Origin of the sequence: Deferrisoma camini S3R1 (assembly GCF_000526155.1) — a bacterium.
In the GTDB taxonomy this organism is placed as follows: Bacteria; Desulfobacterota; Deferrisomatia; order Deferrisomatales; family Deferrisomataceae; genus Deferrisoma; species Deferrisoma camini.
The window spans coordinates 4,189,331-4,206,967 of record NZ_JAFN01000001.1; the positions used below are offsets into that span (position 1 = coordinate 4,189,331).

Here is a 17,637-nt window from a genome sequence, read left to right on the forward strand (position 1 = left end):
TCGTGTCCCGTACCTACGGGGGATCATGGACGCCTTCTCGGACCCCGAGGTGGACACGGTGACGGTGATGAAATCCGCCCAGGTGGGCGGGACGGAGTTCATCCTGAACGTGATCGGCTACCACATCGACCAGGATCCGGCCCCGATGCTCGTGCTCCAGCCGACGCTGGAGATGGGGCAGACGTTCTCGAAGGACCGGCTCGCCCCGATGCTCCGGGACACGCCATGCCTGAGGGGCAAGGTTCAGGACGCCAAGGCCCGGAACAGCGGGAACACCCTGCTCCACAAGACGTTCCCGGGCGGCCACATCACGATCGCTGGGGCGAACAGCCCGGCTGGTCTCGCATCGAGGCCCATCCGGATCGTGCTCTGCGATGAGGTGGACCGGTACCCCCCTTCGGCCGGCACAGAGGGCGACCCCGTGAACCTCGCGTTCAAGCGCTCGACCACGTTCTGGAACCGGAAGCGGGCTTTGATCTCGACCCCGACGATCAAGGGGCTCTCGCGGATCGAAGCGAGCTTCGAGGAATCGGACCAGCGGCGGTTCTGGGTTCCGTGCCCGGAGTGCGGGGAGCCCCAGGTGCTCCGTTGGGCTCAGGTGCGGTGGGAGCCGGGCAAGCCGGAAACGGCCTGGTACGAGTGCGAGCACTGCAGGGCCCACTGGGACGACGCGAAGCGTTGGGAGGCGATTCGGCACGGGGAGTGGAGGGCCGAGGGGGAGTTCCGCGGGCATGCCGGGTTTCATGTGTGGGAGGCCTACAGCCCGTGGGTGCGGTTGTCGGAGATCGTGGCGGCGTTCCTTGAGGCCAAGAAGCGGCCCGAGACGCTCCAAACCTGGGTGAACACGAGCCTCGGCGAGACCTGGGAGGAACAAGGCGACGAGGTGGACGGCCACGAGCTCCAGGAACGGTGCGAACAGTGGGATCCGGAGGTCCTCCCGGAGGGCGTCGTGGTGCTCACGGCCGGCGCCGACGTCCAGGACGATCGGATCGAGGTGGAGGTGGTCGGATGGGGCCGGGACGAGGAGTCCTGGTCTGTCGCCTGGGAAACGCTGTGGGGCGACCCGCGGAAGCCTGCTGTGTGGCGGGAGCTCGATCGGTTCCTGCAGCGGCGCTGGGACCACAGCCTGGAAGGCGTGCGGCTCGGCATCGCGGCAGCGTTCATCGACTCGGGGCACCTCCCCAAGGAGGTCCACAAGTTCACCCGCGGGAAGGCAGGGCGGCGGGTCTTCGCGTGCCGCGGCTCTTCGGAGCCCGGGAAGCCGCTCCTGGCCGGCGTAAGCCGCCGGAACGGCCAGCGCGTGCCCGTGTACTACGTCGGCACCGACACGGCCAAGGGCACGATCCTGGCCCGGCTGAAGATCGAGGAGCCCGGGCCGGGGTACATGCATTTCCCCATCGGCCGGGACCGGGAGTACTTCGAGCAACTCACAGCGGAGAAGGCCGTTCGGAGGTACCGGAAGGGGCAGCCCTACCGGGAGTGGATCAAGAAGCGGGCTCGCAACGAGGCCCTGGACTGCCGGGTGTACGCGATGGCGGCCCTGGAGCAGCTCAACGCCAACCTGGACAAGCTGGCGGCCCAGCTCGAACGGCAGGCCGAGGCGGCCCAGCAGAAGACCCGGGAGCTCCTCGAAGACGCGGAAGATGCTGGGGTGACCCGGGAGGCCGTGGCCGCGGCGCACAAGCGCGTCCGGCCGAGGGCGCGTCGAGCCAGCTGGGTGACCGGATGGAGGCGTTGACGTGAGAAACGTACCCGAGAAGCTCTACGCCGGAGACACGCTCAAGTTCGACGTCCCGGCCCCATCGGATGGCCACGCGACGTACCGGGCCTCCGACGGCTGGGCTCTCTCCTTCCGCCTCGTGGGATCCGGGGGGACCCCGTCGTTCGACGCCACGGCCAACGGGGACGGGTTCTCGGTCAACGTGGACGCCTCCACCACCGCGGGCTGGCCCCCGGGCTTCTACTCTTGGACGGCGTACGTCACCAAGGCCGGCGAGCGGCACATTGTCGGCTCGGGGCACCTGGAGATCGCGCCCGACCCGACGTCCGCTTCGGCTACGGATGCCCGCTCGCACGTCAAGCGCCTCCTGGACGCGATCGAGGCCGTTCTCGAAGGCCGGGTCACCAAGGACGTGGAGTCGTACACCATCGGCGGCCGCCAGCTCACGCGGATCCCGATCCCGGAGCTCCTGCGACTGCGGGACAAGTACAAGGCGGAGTACCGGCGAGAGCTCCAGGCCGAGCGACTGGCCAAGGGGCTCCGGAGCGGCCGGACGGTGCGGGTCCGCAACTTGGGTCAGAGGTACTGACGTGGGCCTCCTGGATTTCTTCCGGAAGAAGGCTGCGGACGCGGCGCCTCCGGCTGCGGCGCAGGCCAAGCGACTCGCTTCCGTGGGCCGCAGGCCGCCGCGGCGTTCATTCGACCTGGGGGGCGCGTCCTCCGTGACCGAGGGGTGGCCGGGTCGCGGGTCTCGCAGCATCAACGAAGACCTCCGGGCGCGGCTCCTGCTCATGCGCAAGCGCAGCCGGGACCTGGCCCAGAACAACGATTACGCGAAGCGGTTCAAGCGGCTGTGCATCACCAACATCGTCGGGCCGAAGGGCGTGGGGATGCAGGCCCAGGCCCGGAACCCGGACGGCGCCCTGGACGTGCCGGCCAACGAGCGGATCGAGGAGGGGTGGAAGCAGTGGGGCCGCCGCGGCAGTTGCGAGATCACCGGGATGCTCAGCTGGGTGGATGTGCAGCGGATGTGTGCCGGGACGGTTCCGGAGGACGGCGAGATCCTGGTGCTCCTGGTGGAGGGACAGGCCGCCGGGAACCCCGAGGGGCTCGCGCTGCAGGTGCTGGAGCCCGACGCGCTTCCCATCCACCTGAACCGCGAGCTGCCCAACGGGAACCGCATCGTGATGGGCGTGGAGGTCACCCCGGCCGGGCGCCCCGTGGCCTACTGGCTCTCGCGCAAGCGGGACGCGTACCACTCTCTGCAGGAAGGGGACTACGTCAGATTTCCTGCCGAGAAGGTGATCCACCTCTTCGTGCCGGAGTATCCGAATCAGCTCCGGGGTATCCCGTGGTTCCACTCCGCCGGCGTGCGGCTCAATCAGATCGGGGCATACGAGGTCGCAGAGGTCGTAGCGGCGCGGCTGGGGGCGGCAAAGATGGGCTTCTTCACGCCCTCGGAGTCGGAGGAGTACGAGGGCGAGGGCGAGGATGACGACGGCGACATCATCACCGAGGCGGAGCCCGGGGTGTTCGAGAAGCTCCCGCCCGGGGTGCAGCTCCAGACCTGGGACCCACAGCACCCCAACGCGAACTTCGACAAGTTCGTGAAGCGAGAGCTCATGGGCGTAGCGGCCGGACTCGGCGTCAGTTATCCGACCTTGGCCTCGGACCTGGAGGGAGTGAGCTACAGCTCCGGCCGGCTCGGGACCCTGGACGAACGCGACATGTGGATGTTCCTCCAGGACTGGTTTGCCGAGACCCTCTGCCAGCGCGTGTTCGAGGCGTGGCTCCCGAGGGCTCTGCTCTCCGGCACCGTGCAGCTACCGCTCCGAAAGCTGGACAAGTTCTCGGCGGTGCGCTGGCAGCCCCGCCGGTGGGCCTGGGTGGATCCCCTCAAGGACATGGTGGCCAACGAGAAGGCCGTGAAGCTGCGGATCAAGAGCCGCCGGCAGATCGTGGAGGAGAACGGCGGGGACTTCGACCAGACGATCGCGCAGCTGGAACAGGAGGAGAAGGCGCTTAAGGAGAAGGGCCTTCTGCCACCCGACAAGGAGGTCGGAAATGGAAAGGCAGCTACCGGCTGAGCTTCGGAGCACGTACGGCAACCGGGCCATTCGGATCGGGGAGCGCGAGTACCGCCTCGAACGCCCCCTGTACCGAACCTTCGCCCTCAGCCGGGAGGAGATCGACGAGGAGGCCCGGACCGTTCCGCTGAGCTTCTCCAGCGAGGCCCCGGTGGAGCGATGGTTCGGGGTCGAGGTCCTCGACCACAGCCCCCAGAGCGTCCGACTCGGGCGCCTCAACAACTCCGGTCCGCTGCTCGTGGACCATGACCCCCGCATCCAGATCGGCGTCGTGGAAAGGGCCGAGGTCGGCAGCGACCGGAGAGGTCGTGCCGTAGTGCGCTTCGGAAGGAGCGCACGAGCCGACCAGGAGTTCCGCGACGTGCTGGACGGCATCCGAGTGAACGTCTCGGTGGGGTACATGGTCCACCGGATGGTCCTGGAAGAGACCTCCGACGAGGACGGGGACGTCTTCCGGGTAGTGGACTGGGAGCCCCTGGAGATCTCCATCGTCAGCATTCCGGCCGACACGAGCGTCGGTGTCGGGCGCCAGGATGGTTTCCAGGGGGTGGAACCTGAGCGGCTCGTCAAGGAGGACCGCGGAAACCACACGGAGGTGAGAGACATGAACCGGAACACCACTCAGCAGACGCAGCAGACCCCGCCCCAGGCCCCCCAGGCCCGGGCGCAGGACCCGCAGGGCCCTCCCCAGGCGGCGCCCAAGGTGACCGAGCCCGACGGGAGCCGGGTGGCGGCCGAGCTGCTCGCCATCGCCGGGCAGTTCGTACGGCACGTCCCCGACGCGTACGAGATCGCCCGGCAGACGCTGGAGTCCGGAGGCGGCGTGGACGCCTTCCGCCAGGCCCTCCTGGAGAAGATGGGCCGGCAGGATCCGGTGGCGGCCGCGCCGGACCCGGTGGACATCCAGCTCTCCGAGGGAGAGCAGCGCCAGTACAGCATCCTCCGGGCCATCCGCATCGCGGCCGGCCTGGAGGACGACGGCATCGAGCTCGACATCTCCAACGAGATCGCCAAGCAGCTCGGCCGCGGAACCGAGGGGATCTACGTGCCCATGAGCCTCCGGAAGGCCCCCTACAGCCGCCAGGCCGTCGAGAACGCGCTCGGCCGGGCCCTCGTGTCCACCGGCGGCGAGGGCCAGGAGCTCGTGCCCACCGAGCTGAGCGACCTGATCGAGCTCCTGCGCAACCGGATGATGGTCCGCCGGCTCGGCGCTCGGGTGCTCTCCGGCCTGAACGGCAACGTCTCCTTCCCGCGCCAGACGGGCGCCGGGACGCTCTCGTGGGTCGCCGAGAACCCGGGGGCTGACCTGGGCGATTCCGACGCCACCCTGGACCAGGTGACCCTCTCGCCCAAGACGGCCATGAGCACCACGGCGTACAGCCGGCAGCTCCTGGCCCAGAGCTCCATCGACGTGGACATGTTCGTCCGCGACGACCTCATGGCGATCGGGGCCCTGGGGCTCGATTACGTGGCGATCAACGGCACCGGTACCAACAACGAACCCTTGGGCATCCTGAACACCACGGGCATCGGCTCGGTGGTGGGTGGAACGGACGGTGCGGCCCCCACCTGGGACCACATCGTGGACCTGGAGTCCGAGGTCGCCATCGACAACGCCGACGTGGGGAACCTGGCCTACCTCACCAACGCCAAGGTCCGCGGCAAGCTCAAGAAGACGACCAAGGTTTCGGGCGACGCCGGCGCCGGGTTCGTCTGGGACCGCGGCGACGAGCCGGGGTTCGGCGATGTGAACGGCTACCGTGCGGCCGTCTCGAACCAGGTGCCCTCGAACCTCAACAAGGGCACGAGCGTGGGCGTCTGCTCCGCGATCATCTTCGGCAACTTCTCCGATCTGCTCATCGGCGAGTGGGGCACGTTCGAGATCATCGCGGACCCCTACTCGAAGAAGAAGCAGGCCCTGGTGGAGCTCACCCTGTTCTTCCTGGCCGATGTCGCGGTCCGGCATCCGGAGAGCTTCGCGGCCATGAAGGACGCGCTGACGGCGTAACCGAGAGGCGGGGAGCGGGGCCCCGAGCCCCCTCCCCGTCCTGAATGGAGGTGACCCATGAAGGTGTTCATCCTGCGCAACACGGTGGCGGACGGAGGGAAGGTGCTCGAAGCCGGCAGGGTCGTGGACCTGTCCAAGGCGGACGCCGAGTTCCTGGTGCGTCTCGGGAAGGCCCGGAGGCCCACGCCGGAAGACGTGAAGGCGGCCAAGCGCGCCAAGGAGGGCTGACCCGTGCGCGTCAAGATCCTGGACACCGTCATGGCCTCGGGACGCGTCCTTGAGGCCGGCGAGGAAGCGACGCTTCCGAGGACCGAGGCCGAGAGCCTGATCCGCCGGAAGAAGGCCGAGGAGATCTCCGAGGGCAACAAGGGGAGGAAGGGCCGGAAGTGATCGACCTGGCTGACGACACGGCCGTCTTCTTCGACACCCAGGACGGGTTCGCCGAAGACTGCGACTTCCTGGGCGGAGGCCTCCAGGCACCCGTCCGGGCGCCGGTCGTGTGGACCGACGAGCGCCTGGAGGACCCCGACGGCGACGCGTACGCCGACCGGGCCGTGATCCTCGCGCCGGCCTCGGCGTTCATCGCCCCGGACGTGCCCGAGCGCGGCTGGACGGTGACCCGCGACCCCGACGGCACGCCCGAGACCTGGACGGTGCGGCGGGTCTCCCGGGACCCCTGGGCCTACCGGCTCGAGATCCAGCGGGGCACGCGGCCCGTTCCGGCGAGGTGACCATGCTCCGGGCGACGTTTCACACGGCCGTGGTCCAGGAGTTTACCCGGGAGTTCACGGGCGAAGCCCACCGCCGGAGTCTCCGGAAGGCGGCCCGCTCCGAAGCCTTCCGGTTGCGCCGATCGCTGCGTGAGCACCTGCGTTCGGGCGCCGGTGTGACTCCGCGGGCGCAGCTTACCCGGCGCCTGGCCCGGAACCGGTGGCGGCAGGCTCTTCGGGCCTTCGCGAACTGGACCGCGTACCGCGTCACCGAGACCTCACATGGCGTGGACATCCTCGTGGGGATCGCCGTGCCTCATCCGGACGCCGGGAAACAGGCCGAGCGGGCTCGGCGCCAGTGGCTTGCTGAGATGGCCGTCAAGGGGGCCCGCTGGGCCATCACCCGGGAGGCCCAGGCGGCCATCGCGGCCCGGATCCGCAAGAAGGGTGCCCGCCCCACCGTGGGGCGTGGCCGGGCCCGCCGAAGCATCATCCCCGAGGTGGGCCACATCGTGCGGCTGCCGCCGCGCCCGTTCACCGACACCTGGCTCCAAAAGGAGCGGGGCGGCAGGAACACGGCGGAGAACATCCAACGGCTTTACGAAATGGCGCAGCGTGGCGAGCGCTGGGCCCGTGACTGGTGGAAATCATGAGCCGCCGAACCGACATCCGGGACGCCATCGTCGCCAAGCTCCAGGGCCTCGGCCTCGGGGCCCCGGTGGGCACATGGACCGGCGATCCGGAGGAGTTCAACGAGGACGAGAGCTTCCCGAGCGTGTGGGTGCTCTACGCCGGAGCCCAGTTCGGCGAGTGGCGCACCCTGGGCACCTCGAACCCGGTCTACGAGCGGGCCTTCGGGTTCGCCGTGTTCGTCGCGGCCACGAGTGAGACGGAAGCCCTCGGCATCCTGGAGGCGATCGAGCAGGGCCTGCCCGGGACCCTCACGGTCGGCAGCGACAAGCGGCGCGTGGAACTCGACGGGAACGAGGAGCTCATCGCCGTGGAGCTCGGCCGCTACCTGTACGGACAACGCTATCGGGTCCCGGACCCGTAACACGGAGGTAACGCCATGCTGGCCAAGAGAGCCAACCTGAAGCTCCTCATGGTGGAAGAGACGACCTGGGGAACCAAGCCCACGATCACCGCGGGCGATTCCGTGAGGATCCCGTTCGACACAGAGAGCCTCGGCGCGTCCCAGGAGCGCCAACAAAACCCCCATTTGAAGGGGGACCGGAATCCGGCTCGCGGTGTCTTGGGGCGAGTCGATGCCGGCGGAGACATCAGCTGCAAGCTGAACGGTCTGGATCACGGCCTTCTGCTGAAGGCCCTCCTCGGGAGCGTGACGACCACGGGCACGGGGCCCTACACGCACACGTTCAAGATCGGGTCCAGCCTCCCGTCGTTCACGATCGAAAAAGGCTTCGCGGACATCGGACAGTACTTCGTGCTGACCGGGTTCAAGTGCGCCTCCGCCCGGTTCGCCCTGAACCCGGACGGGTTCTTCGACCTCTCGACGACCTGGATGGGTAAGGGCGAGGACGCATCGAGCCCGGCGGCGTCGAGCATGGACAGCGCGCCGACCGAACGGACCGACGCCGTCTTCTCGATGACCGATGCCAACATGGTGATCCAGGAAGGCGGAGCGAACATCGCCACACTCACCGGCCTCGAATTCAGCTACGAAAACGGCCTCGACGGCAACGTGTACACGTTGGCCAACCAGGGGCAACGCGGGGCGCTCCCGGCAGGCGCCGTTCGGATCACCGGGGAGCTCACGGCCCTGTTCGAGGACGTCAGCCTCTACAACAAGGCCAAGAACTCCACCGAAACCAGTATCGCCATCACCCTGCAGCGCGGTGACGGCTCGGGGTCGGCCGGCAACGAGAAGCTCCAGCTGTTTCTCGACGAGATTCTGTTCGGCAAGGCCATTCCCAAGGCCGAGGGGCCCGCCGGAGTCCTGCTGAAGCTGCCGTTCGAGGCGTACTACGAGGACGCAGCCGAAGCCAGCGCGTTTCGCGCGGTGCTCTTGAACAGCATCGCAGCCTATTAGGAGGCCACCATGCTCGTGATCGGAAAGCCGGTCGAGATTCGGCGGGTGTTCGAGGTGGACGGGGAGTCCTTCGTGGTCACCTACCCTGTCCGGCCGCCGGGGAAGGCCCTGTGGGAGGAGATCCTGGAGGCCAAGAAGAAGGCCGAGGAGAGCGGCGACACGGACGCCGTCTTCTGGACCCCGGAGCGGCTGGCCCCCTACCTCTCCGGGAACCTTGGCGGGGTCACCTGGCCCGACGGATCCCCCATCCGGCCAACCATCGAGCACCTACGGCGCTTGGAGGTCGAGGCGCCCAGCATCTACGCGGGTGCCATCGAGGCCGTGTACGCGGCGGCCCCCCGGAAGGCAGAGGCCGACCGAAAAAACTCGAAGACCTCGTCCGCTGGCATTTCGGCCACGGCGCCGAGTACTGCCGGGCATGCCGACTAGCGGGCGAGGCGAAAGGGATCGAGCGTGACTGCGCGCAGTGCGAGGGCCGCGAGCCCGTGCCGGATCCGGACAACCGGGAAGCGTGGGAGCTTTTCTGCGCGGCCGCGACCCAGTGGCGGCGGGCCGGCATGGAGGGGATTCCCACCGGGCTCGACTACGCAGCCGTGGACGCACTGCGGCGGGCCTTCGGGATCCGGGCCGGCCGGGATCTCTGGGAACGGATCCGGGTGCTGGAAGCGGAGGCCTTGCGGGTGATGACGAAGCGGATCCAGGAAGAACCCCCCCATGGCTGACGCCAGGCTCAACGTCAAGTTCACGGTCCGCGACGAAGGCGCCCCCGTCATCGAACGGGTGCGGCGCAACTTCCGCCGAATGGCCGATGACGGGGCCCGGGCCGGCAAAGACGTCTCCTCGGCATGGAAGACGGCCCTGGGGGTGTTCGCCGGGATGGGGGCCCTCAACCTGGCCTCGTCGGCTATACGCGGGCTGGCCGGCGCCGTGCGCGACTTCGTCGGCGAGACCCTGGAGCTCGCGGAGATCCAGGAGACGGCCGAGGGGCGCATGGAGGCGGTCCTCAGGGCTACCGGCGGGGCCGTGGGCTACACCGCCGACCAGCTCAAGCGGATGGCGGCCGAGTTCCAGGACGCCCTCGGAATGGGGGACGAGGAGATCCTGCGCCTCCAGGCCGTGATGCTCACGTTCCGCAACGTCACCGGGGACACCTTCCGTGAGGCCATCGAACTTACCGCCGACATGGCCTTCGTCATGGGCACCGACGCCCGCTCCGCCGCCATCCAGCTCGGCAAGGCCCTGAACGACCCGATCCAGGGCGTCTCCGCGCTTCGGCGTGTGGGCGTGTCGTTCACGGAGCAGCAGAAGGAGCAGATCCGCGCCCTGCAGGAGTCCGGTGACCTCATAGGGGCGCAGCGGATCATCCTGGCGGAGCTCCGGCAGGAGTTCGGTGGGGTCAGCCGGGCCATGGACGGCACCTGGAAGCGCGCCGCCACGAACCTGGCAAATGCGTGGGGGGACCTGAAGGAAGAGATCGGGAAGCTCGTAACCGAGAACCGAGGCACGATCGAGTTCCTGAACGATCTGACAGACGCGATCAAGAAGCTTGGCAAGGCCGTGGACGAGTTCCGGCACCCCGACTTGGTGGGCCAGGAGCTCACAATGCTGCGCTGGCAGCTCGACATGGCCACCACGCCGGAGATGCGCGAGGCCATCCAGCGGCGAATCGATGTGCTTACGGCCGCGGAACGGGCGGCTGAGGTGCCGGCGGACCCGTGGCTGGAGGCATGGAAGCGCCGGAAGGCCCTGCCGCCGGAAGTCAATACGATCATCCAGGAATCGGCCAAGTCGCACGCCCAGGCTTACTGGGAAGCATACGCCCGGGCCATGGCCCAACTGCGTGAGTCTGCGCCTGCGGTGCAAGCCCCCAGCCTCCCTAGCAGCGGATTTGCCGACCTGCGCCGCTTGGATGAGATGCTCAACGGTCGTCGCGCCCTGCCTGGTGTGTACGGTGCTGGAGAGACCTCGGGGTTGGCCTTCCTGCGGCAATGGGACGAGGCGTTCGAAGAGCAGGCCCGGGAAATCGCAGCCCTCACCGACAATGCCACCACGAACCCGCTGCGGCGGCTCAAAGAGGTCACCGAGCAAGACCAGCGGGTGATCGACGAGATCACCGAGCACGTGAGGAAGAACGCGAAGCTCCGCGCCGAGGCGGAGAAGACGTGGCTCACCGGGGCCCGGGACGGGCTGCGGGAGTATGCGGACGATGCCCTCAAGACCTACGACGAGGTCGCCCAGGCCGTTCAGGGGGCGTTCGCGGCCATGGAGGACGCCCTGGTGCGGTTCGTGCGGAGCGGGAAGCTCTCGTTCCGCGAGTTTGCCGACGCGGTGATCGAGGACCTGGCGCGCATCGCAATCCGGGCGCAGATCACGGGGCCGCTGGCCCAGATCGTGGGCGGTTGGTTCGGCGCCACCGGGGCCTCGCCGGCTCCGGCCCCGGCGACGGCATCCCCCGCCGGCCCCTCCATTGGGGGCTCCGGCTGGTGGAACAATACGTCGGCGCCGCGGCTCGCGCCCCGGGTGGCTGCCGGGGCGGCAGGCGCCGGGCCGGTGCAGGTGACGGTGATCAACCAGTCCGGTGTGCCCGTGGACGTGCGCGAGCGGCCCGGCTCGATGGGCCGTGAGGTGGAGATCTGGATCGGCCGCACCGTGGCCGGCGACATCGACCGGGGCGGCGATGTGGCCCAGGCGATCCAGCGGGTGTTCGGCCTGACGCGCAGGGGGTACTGAGATGCCGACCTGGCCGGGGACGCTGCCGCAGAAGCCCGATGCAGACGGCTATACCGAAAGCCCGCCGGACGTCGTCCTTCGCACCCAGATGGACGCGGGGCCGCCCAAGGTCCGCCGGCGCTCCACGGCCGGGCCCCGGCCGATCACGATGCAGATGACGCTCACCCTCACTGAGGTGCAGACCCTGGACGACTTCTTCTGGACCACCTGCCAGGCAGGGGCGCTGCCGTTCGACTGGGTGCACCCCCGCACGCAGGCGGCGGCCACGTTCCGGTGGCGCTCGCCCCCCCGGTACCTGGGCAGCGACAGTGACGAGGGCTGGCTGGCGGAGCTCGAGCTGGAGATCGTGCCATGAGGACCCTTTCGGCGGCGGCCACCCGGGCGATCACGGCACAGGAGACCGGCGAGGCGTTTTTGCTGCTCCTCACCATCGACCACCCGGACCTCACCCAGCCGATCCGGGTGGCGCGAAACGGCGAGGACGTCGTGAGCCGGGGCAACACCTACACGGCCTACCCCTTCGAGATCGAGATCCCCGAGGAACGGGGGGACCGGCCGCCCCGGGTGCGCCTGGTGCTCGACAACGTGGACCGGCAGATCACCGAGGCGATCCGGCCGCTCACGAGCTCGCCCACCGTGACCCTGGAGGTGGTGCTGGCGTCGAGTCCCGACACGGTGGAGGCCGGCCCCTACGATTTCACGATCCGCAACATCACCTACGACGCCCAGGTGATCACGGCCGAGCTCGCGTACGAGGACGTGCTGAACCTGCGGTTCCCTGCGGACCGTTTCACCCCGAACCTGTTCCCGGGGCTCTTCTGAGGGCGGGCATGGGTGATCTGCCGGCGTGGGCCGCCGAGTACGTGGGCCTGCCGTTTCGGCCCCACGGCCGGGGCCCCGACGGGTACGACTGCTGGGGGCTCGTGCGGCGGGTGCTCGCCGAGCGCTGGGGCGTGGATCTCCCCGGCTACGACGGTCGCTACGCGACCGTGACGGACCCGCGGATCGCCGAGACCATCGAGGCCGAGGCCCGGGCCTGGCGCCGGGTGGACCCGGCCGAGGCCCGGCCGGGGGACGTGGTGGTGCTGCGGGTGCTGAGCCTGCCCCTGCACACCGGGGTGCTCGTGGCCCCGCCGGCGTTTCTGCACGTAATGGAGGGCGTGGACAGCGTGATCGACCGGCTCGACCGGGCCCACTGGGCCCGCAGGATCGTGGGAGTGTACCGGCATGCCGCGCTCGCCTGACGGCCCCCGCCTGGTCGTTGCGCCGCACCCGTGCACATTCGAGCGGTTCGACCGGCTCGTGCCCGAGGGCTGGACCGTGGCCCGGGCCCTGGAAGAGCTCGGCCTGGCCGAGGCCCCGACCGTGCACGTGCACGTGGACGGCGAGCCGGTGCCCCGGGAGCGGTGGGCCGAGACGACGCTCAAGCACGGCCAGCTCGTGACGGTGCGGGTGGTGCCCCAGGGCGGGGGCGACGGCCGCAAGGTGGCCAACACGGTGCTCACCCTGGCCGTGATCGCGGTTGCTGCGGCCACCGGTACATGGGTAGCGGGGCTCGCTGGCGGCGGAGTCCTCGGGGCGGCCGCCGGCGCTGTGACCACCGCCGCGGTGGGCTACGCCGGCATGTTGGGCGTCAACGCCCTCGCGCCCCTGCCGCGGGCCGGGGTTTCGGGCGGTCGGCCCGGGGCGCCCGAGCGGCTGCCCTCGCTCCTCGGCGGCCGAAACGCCCTGCGGCGCTACGAGCCCATCCCCAGGATCTACGGCCGGCGGCGGATCTACCCGGCCCACGGCGCGCTGCCGTACACCGAGATCGTGGGCTCCGATCAGTACCTGGTGCAGGCGTTCTGCCTGGGCTACGGGCCGCTGCAGATCACCGACCTCAAGATCGGCGACACGCCCATCGACCAGTTCCAGGGCGTGGAGTACGAGATCCTCCAGGGCTACGACACCGACCCGGCGCTCACCCTGTACACGGCCGACGTGTACGAGGAGGCCCCCGGCGTCACCCTGACCGAGGGGGCGGCCGCCACCGTGCGCACCACCCAGGCCGGGGCCGAGGAGATCTCGCTCGACATCACCTTCCCTGCCGGGCTCATCTGGTACGAGGACAACGGCGACAAGCACTCGATCCAGGCCACGTTCCAGATCGAGTACGCCGCGGCAGGCTCCGGCCAGTGGCAGACGCCCACCTTCCTTCGGAAGACCGACGGCCTCACCGAGCCGGCAGCCGGCCAGATCGCGATCGAGGCCACCCGGGCCGAGACGCTGCGCCTCGGCGTGAGCTTCCGGCCGCCCTCGCCCGGGCAGTACGACGTGCGGGTGCAGTTCGTCTCGGCGTCGAGGCACTCGACCTCCGACGACCAGGCCATCGGGGTGGACGTGGCGGGCACCGAGCCCGTGTGGACGGCGCTTCGGTCGATCAAGGCGGTGAATCCGGTGCAGAAGCCGGGCCTGGCCTGGGTGGCCCTGCGGATCAAGGCCACCGACCAGCTCCAGGGCATCGTGGACCGGTTCAACTGCGTGGTGACCTCGATCCTGCCCGTGTGGGACGGCGTGCAGTGGACCGAGCAGGCCACCCGCAACCCGGCCTGGGCGTACTGCGACGTGCTGCGGGGCAAGGCCAACCGCCGGCCGGTGGCGGACAGCCGGCTCGACCTGGCGGCCCTGAAGAGCTGGGCCGACTTGTGCGACCAGAAGGGCTGGTCCCTGGACGCCGAGATCGAGCAGGACACCACGGTCTGGCAGCTCCTGCACGACATCTGCGCCGTGGGCCGAGCCGCGTTCGTGATGCGCGACGGCAAGTACTCGGTGGCCCCCGACGTCGAGCAAACCACGCCCGTGCAGCACTTCAGCCCCCGGAACTCGTGGGGCTGGCGCACGACCCGGGCGTTCCCCGACCCGCCCCATGCCCTGCGGGTGCGGTTCATCGACTCGACCACCTGGCAGCAGGCCGAACGGGTGGTGTACGCCGACGGCTACGACGAGACCACGGCCTCGGTCTACGACGAGATCGAGCTGTGGGGCGTGACCGACGCGGACCAGGCGTGGTCGATGGGCCGGTACTTCCTGGCCGTGGGGAAGCTCCGGCCCGAGACGCACGAGCTGTGGGTGGACGTGGAGCACCTGGTGTGCCAGGTGGGGGACCTGGTGCGGGTGACCCACGACGTGCCCCTGTGGGGGGTGATGGCGGCGCGCATCAAGGCCGTGACCACCGACGGGCAGGGCCAGGTGACGTCGGTCACGCTCGACGAGCTCGTGCCCATGGAGGCCGGCAAGACCTACGCCGCACGGGTGCGACTGGAGGACCTGACGAGCGTGGTCCAGACCATGCAGACCGTGGCCGGCGAGACCGACACGCTCACCTTCACCGCGCCGGTGAGCGGGCCCAAGGTGGGGGACCTCGTGCTTTTCGGCGAGTCGGGCACCGAGAGCGTCGAGTGCCTGGTGAAGGCCATCGAGCCGGGCCCCGAGCTCACGGCCCGGCTCACCCTGGTCGAGCACGCCCCGGCCGTGTACCAGGCCGACCAGGGCACGATCCCGCCCTGGGACCCCAAAATCACCCACCCGGCCGACGTAACCCAGACGGCACCTGCGGCGCCCCAGGTGATCGCTGCGCAGGCCGAGGCCCACGTGCACGACCGCACCACGGGCCAGCTCGACCCGCGCATCGTGGTCACCGTGGCGCCGCCCGGGGGGTACTCCGACCCGGTGACCCACCTGGAGGCCCAGTACCGCCTGGCGCCGCCGGGCGAGACCCCCGGGCCGTGGCTCGCGGCCGGCATGACCCCGGCGGGCTCCGGCATGGCCGTGGTCAGCCCGGTCACTGCCGGAGCCACCTACGAGGTGCGCGTGCGGTGGGTCACCCGGCTGGGCCAGACGTCGGCGTGGACCCAGACCTCCACCCTCACGGTGCAGAAGGACCTGACGCCCCCCGCCACGCCCACGGGCCTCGCCGGCAGTTTCGCCGACACCGTGGTCTGGACCTGGGATCCGGCGCCAGAGGCCGACTTCTCCCACTTCGAGGTCAGCCTCGACGGCGGCACCACCTGGACCCGCGTCGACGCCACCCGGTACGAGATCGCCGCGCCCACGGGCCGGTCCTACACGCTCCAGGTGCGTGCCGTGGACCGCACGGGCAACGCGAGCCCGGCCGCGAGCTCCGCGGTGAGCCTCACCACCCCGGCAGCCCCGAGCACGGGCTACCTCAAGACCCAGGTGCGCGACAACGTGCTCCAGGTGTGGGTGGACTCCGCCTTCCCCGAGTCGCCGGGGCACAGGGGGTTCACGTTCGAGTGGCGGAAGGTCGGAGACGCCACATGGACCGCCATCGACGGCGCCGTGGCCACCATCGTCGTGCCTCTCACGGATTTCTCCGGCGACACCCAGGACGTGGAGATCCGCTACGCCGAGGTGGACGTGCTGGGCCAGGGCACTATGAGCTCGTCCGTCACGGTCACGCTCACCCGGCCGAGCTACGACGACCTGATCCAGGTGCCCCCGCTGGCCCAGAGCCTGTGGGTGCCGAGTGACGGGGAACTGTTCGCGTTCGCCAAGAACGTGACCGGCAGCAAAGGGACGGCGCCGCTATGAGCCGCGCACTCAAGACTGTCACCGTCTCGTGGAGTTGGGCGGGCGACCCCTTCGCCCTGCGGGGGTTCAATGTGGCGATCACCCCGACGGGCTCGGGCGTCCACCCCGACACCCACGCTGTCGCCCGGGGGTTCGCCGGCCCCACGGCCACGAGTTACGAGTTCGACAACGTGGCCCTCGAGGTCGGCGTCGGCTACGCCGCCTGGGTGCAGGCCGTGTACGAGGGCGCCGACAGCGACTGGGTGAACCAGGGCACGGTGACGGCGGCCGACGACGGCACCGCCACGATCCCGCCGGCCCACAGCGCCGCTTCGGGCGCGCGCTGGGAGCTCGCGCCGGGGCAGTACTTCCGAATCTACGACCAGGACGACCAGGTCATCTTCGAGGCCACGCTCTCGGGAACGAACCAGGGCGACGTCTTCTGCGGCGACTTGGCCGCCGACAAGGGGTGGATCTGGGACAAGAGCGCCGGCGAGTTCCGGATCGGGGGAGCGGTCAAGATCGGCGCCACCCTGGCCTCCACCGTCGAGGCCAACGCCGCAGACGGCGCCGCCGCCAAGGCCAAGCTCGACACCGACGTCGGGGCCGACACCATCGAGACCACCACGGGCGCCCAGGCCAAGGCGAACACCGCCGAGGCGAATGCGAAGGCCGCCAGTGAGCCCCGGGTCACGAAGAGCGCCACCGCCCCCTCATCGCCGAACGCCGACGACCTGTGGCTCGACACCTCGGCCACGCCTCACGTGTGGAAGCGGTGGGACGGCAGCGCCTGGGTGAAGGCCACGCCCACCGCGGCCGACGAGATCGCGGAGAGCGCGACCCGCAAGTGGGCGGCCGAGAGCGGGGCCGACGTCACCGCCAACAACCCCCAGGACTACTCCTGGATCACGGGGCAGAAGCCCCCCTCAGACGCCACCCGCAACGTCATCTACCGGCAGGCGAGCCAGCCGACCGGGGCCGCGGACGGTGACCTCTGGTTCGACACCGACGACCAGCTCCTCTACCGCTACAACGGGACCTCCTGGGAGCAGATCGGCACGGCAAACGTCACGTACTCCCAGGCATCCGCCCCGACCGGCACCAAGGGCGACCTCTGGTACGACACCGACGACAACAAGCTGTACCGCCACGACGGCTCCGGCTGGCAACAGGTCTCCACGTCGAACGACATCTACTCCCAGAGCGCCGAGCCGAGCACACCGAAGAAGGGCGACCTCTGGTACGACACCTCCACGAAGAAGCTCAAGCGGTACAACGGAACCGCCTGGGAAGACATCGGCAACGACTTCACGGCCACCAGTCAACTCACCGACGACGCCGGCCTCGGGCAGACCGCCGACTGGCAGCAGGTCACCGGCACGGGCAAGCCCGCCGACAACGCCGACGTCACCGCCGACAAGATGAACGCCGGCGTGGAGATCACCCTGGCCGGCGGCGGGATCCGGGCCGGGAAGAGCGGGTACAGCGACACAGCGGCGGGCTGGTTCATCGGTCGTGATACGGACGGGGTGCCCAAGCTCCGCATTGGGGGCACGACCTACGAACTGGCATGGGACGGCACGGAGTTGGTGGTCAAGGGCAAGCTCACCGTGCAGCCGGGGTCCACGGGGTACGACAACCTCACCGACAAGCCCCCGCTAGCCCAGAGCCTGTGGGTGCCCCCGGACGGTGAGCTGTTCCCCTTTACCGAGCACTTTTCGAGCACCAAGGGAGTGAGCCCGCTATGAGCGTTGTAGCAACGA

General features: G+C 69.6%; 18 protein-coding genes. All 18 read left to right on the forward strand.

Going from position 1 to position 17,637, the window contains the following annotated elements; all coding sequences use genetic code 11:
• Positions 1 to 25: 25 nt before the first annotated feature.
• Genes DEFCA_RS0118585 through DEFCA_RS0118670 form a run of 18 tightly spaced genes read left to right on the forward strand, consistent with a single transcriptional unit; the run spans position 26 to position 17,622 of the window.
• Positions 26 to 1,738, forward strand: coding sequence for a phage terminase large subunit family protein (locus DEFCA_RS0118585; RefSeq protein WP_342672962.1), 1,713 nt, complete (start codon positions 26 to 28; stop codon positions 1,736 to 1,738).
• Between the two features lies 1 nt (position 1,739).
• Entirely contained in the window at positions 1,740 to 2,309 is a 570-nt protein-coding gene (locus DEFCA_RS22550; protein WP_025324497.1) for a hypothetical protein, read from the forward strand.
• A 1-nt stretch (position 2,310) separates the two neighbouring features.
• Positions 2,311 to 3,807, forward strand: coding sequence for a phage portal protein (locus tag DEFCA_RS21835; RefSeq protein WP_169709651.1), 1,497 nt, complete (start codon positions 2,311 to 2,313; stop codon positions 3,805 to 3,807).
• A complete protein-coding gene (locus DEFCA_RS0118600; RefSeq protein ID WP_025324499.1) occupies positions 3,785 to 5,815 on the forward strand; it encodes a phage major capsid protein in 2,031 nt (676 codons plus the stop codon). Before DEFCA_RS21835 ends, DEFCA_RS0118600 begins: the two co-directional genes overlap by 23 nt.
• Before the next feature lie 57 nt (positions 5,816 to 5,872).
• On the forward strand, positions 5,873 to 6,043 hold the full coding sequence (locus DEFCA_RS22555; RefSeq protein WP_169709652.1) for a hypothetical protein: 171 nt from the start codon (positions 5,873 to 5,875) through the stop codon (positions 6,041 to 6,043).
• A gap of 3 nt (positions 6,044 to 6,046) precedes the next feature.
• Positions 6,047 to 6,205 carry a hypothetical protein gene (locus tag DEFCA_RS22560; protein ID WP_169709653.1) on the forward strand — a complete coding sequence of 53 codons (159 nt, stop codon included), beginning with the start codon at positions 6,047 to 6,049 and terminating at the stop codon, positions 6,203 to 6,205.
• On the forward strand, positions 6,202 to 6,546 hold the full coding sequence (locus tag DEFCA_RS0118615) for a hypothetical protein (RefSeq protein WP_025324500.1): 345 nt from the start codon (positions 6,202 to 6,204) through the stop codon (positions 6,544 to 6,546). Before DEFCA_RS22560 ends, DEFCA_RS0118615 begins: the two co-directional genes overlap by 4 nt.
• Positions 6,547 to 6,548: 2 nt before the next feature.
• On the forward strand, positions 6,549 to 7,178 hold the full coding sequence (locus DEFCA_RS0118620; protein WP_025324501.1) for a hypothetical protein: 630 nt from the start codon (positions 6,549 to 6,551) through the stop codon (positions 7,176 to 7,178).
• Positions 7,175 to 7,579, forward strand: coding sequence for a hypothetical protein (locus DEFCA_RS0118625; protein ID WP_025324502.1), 405 nt, complete (start codon positions 7,175 to 7,177; stop codon positions 7,577 to 7,579). Before DEFCA_RS0118620 ends, DEFCA_RS0118625 begins: the two co-directional genes overlap by 4 nt.
• 15 nt (positions 7,580 to 7,594) lie before the next feature.
• Positions 7,595 to 8,575, forward strand: coding sequence for a phage tail tube protein (locus DEFCA_RS0118630; RefSeq protein WP_025324503.1), 981 nt, complete (start codon positions 7,595 to 7,597; stop codon positions 8,573 to 8,575).
• Between the two features lie 9 nt (positions 8,576 to 8,584).
• Entirely contained in the window at positions 8,585 to 9,004 is a 420-nt protein-coding gene (locus DEFCA_RS22565; protein WP_025324504.1) for a hypothetical protein, read from the forward strand.
• A gap of 56 nt (positions 9,005 to 9,060) precedes the next feature.
• Positions 9,061 to 9,297 (forward strand): DUF1799 domain-containing protein, encoded by a 237-nt coding sequence (locus DEFCA_RS22570; protein WP_025324505.1) that lies wholly within the window; start codon positions 9,061 to 9,063, stop codon positions 9,295 to 9,297.
• On the forward strand, positions 9,290 to 11,305 hold the full coding sequence (locus tag DEFCA_RS0118645; RefSeq protein ID WP_025324506.1) for a phage tail tape measure C-terminal domain-containing protein: 2,016 nt from the start codon (positions 9,290 to 9,292) through the stop codon (positions 11,303 to 11,305). Before DEFCA_RS22570 ends, DEFCA_RS0118645 begins: the two co-directional genes overlap by 8 nt.
• Before the next feature lies 1 nt (position 11,306).
• Positions 11,307 to 11,660 (forward strand): hypothetical protein, encoded by a 354-nt coding sequence (locus DEFCA_RS0118650; RefSeq protein ID WP_025324507.1) that lies wholly within the window; start codon positions 11,307 to 11,309, stop codon positions 11,658 to 11,660.
• Positions 11,657 to 12,127, forward strand: a complete 471-nt coding sequence (locus DEFCA_RS0118655; protein ID WP_025324508.1) for a DUF1833 family protein — start codon at positions 11,657 to 11,659, stop codon at positions 12,125 to 12,127. Before DEFCA_RS0118650 ends, DEFCA_RS0118655 begins: the two co-directional genes overlap by 4 nt.
• 8 nt (positions 12,128 to 12,135) lie before the next feature.
• The gene (locus DEFCA_RS0118660) at positions 12,136 to 12,549 is read left to right on the forward strand and encodes a C40 family peptidase (RefSeq protein ID WP_025324509.1); all 414 of its coding nucleotides are present in this window, start codon (positions 12,136 to 12,138) and stop codon (positions 12,547 to 12,549) included.
• Positions 12,533 to 15,895 carry a host specificity factor TipJ family phage tail protein gene (locus tag DEFCA_RS0118665; protein ID WP_025324510.1) on the forward strand — a complete coding sequence of 1,121 codons (3,363 nt, stop codon included), beginning with the start codon at positions 12,533 to 12,535 and terminating at the stop codon, positions 15,893 to 15,895. Before DEFCA_RS0118660 ends, DEFCA_RS0118665 begins: the two co-directional genes overlap by 17 nt.
• Positions 15,892 to 17,622, forward strand: a complete 1,731-nt coding sequence (locus DEFCA_RS0118670) for a hypothetical protein (RefSeq protein WP_025324511.1) — start codon at positions 15,892 to 15,894, stop codon at positions 17,620 to 17,622. The genes DEFCA_RS0118665 and DEFCA_RS0118670 overlap by 4 nt, the downstream gene beginning before the upstream one ends.
• Positions 17,623 to 17,637 lie beyond the last annotated feature (15 nt).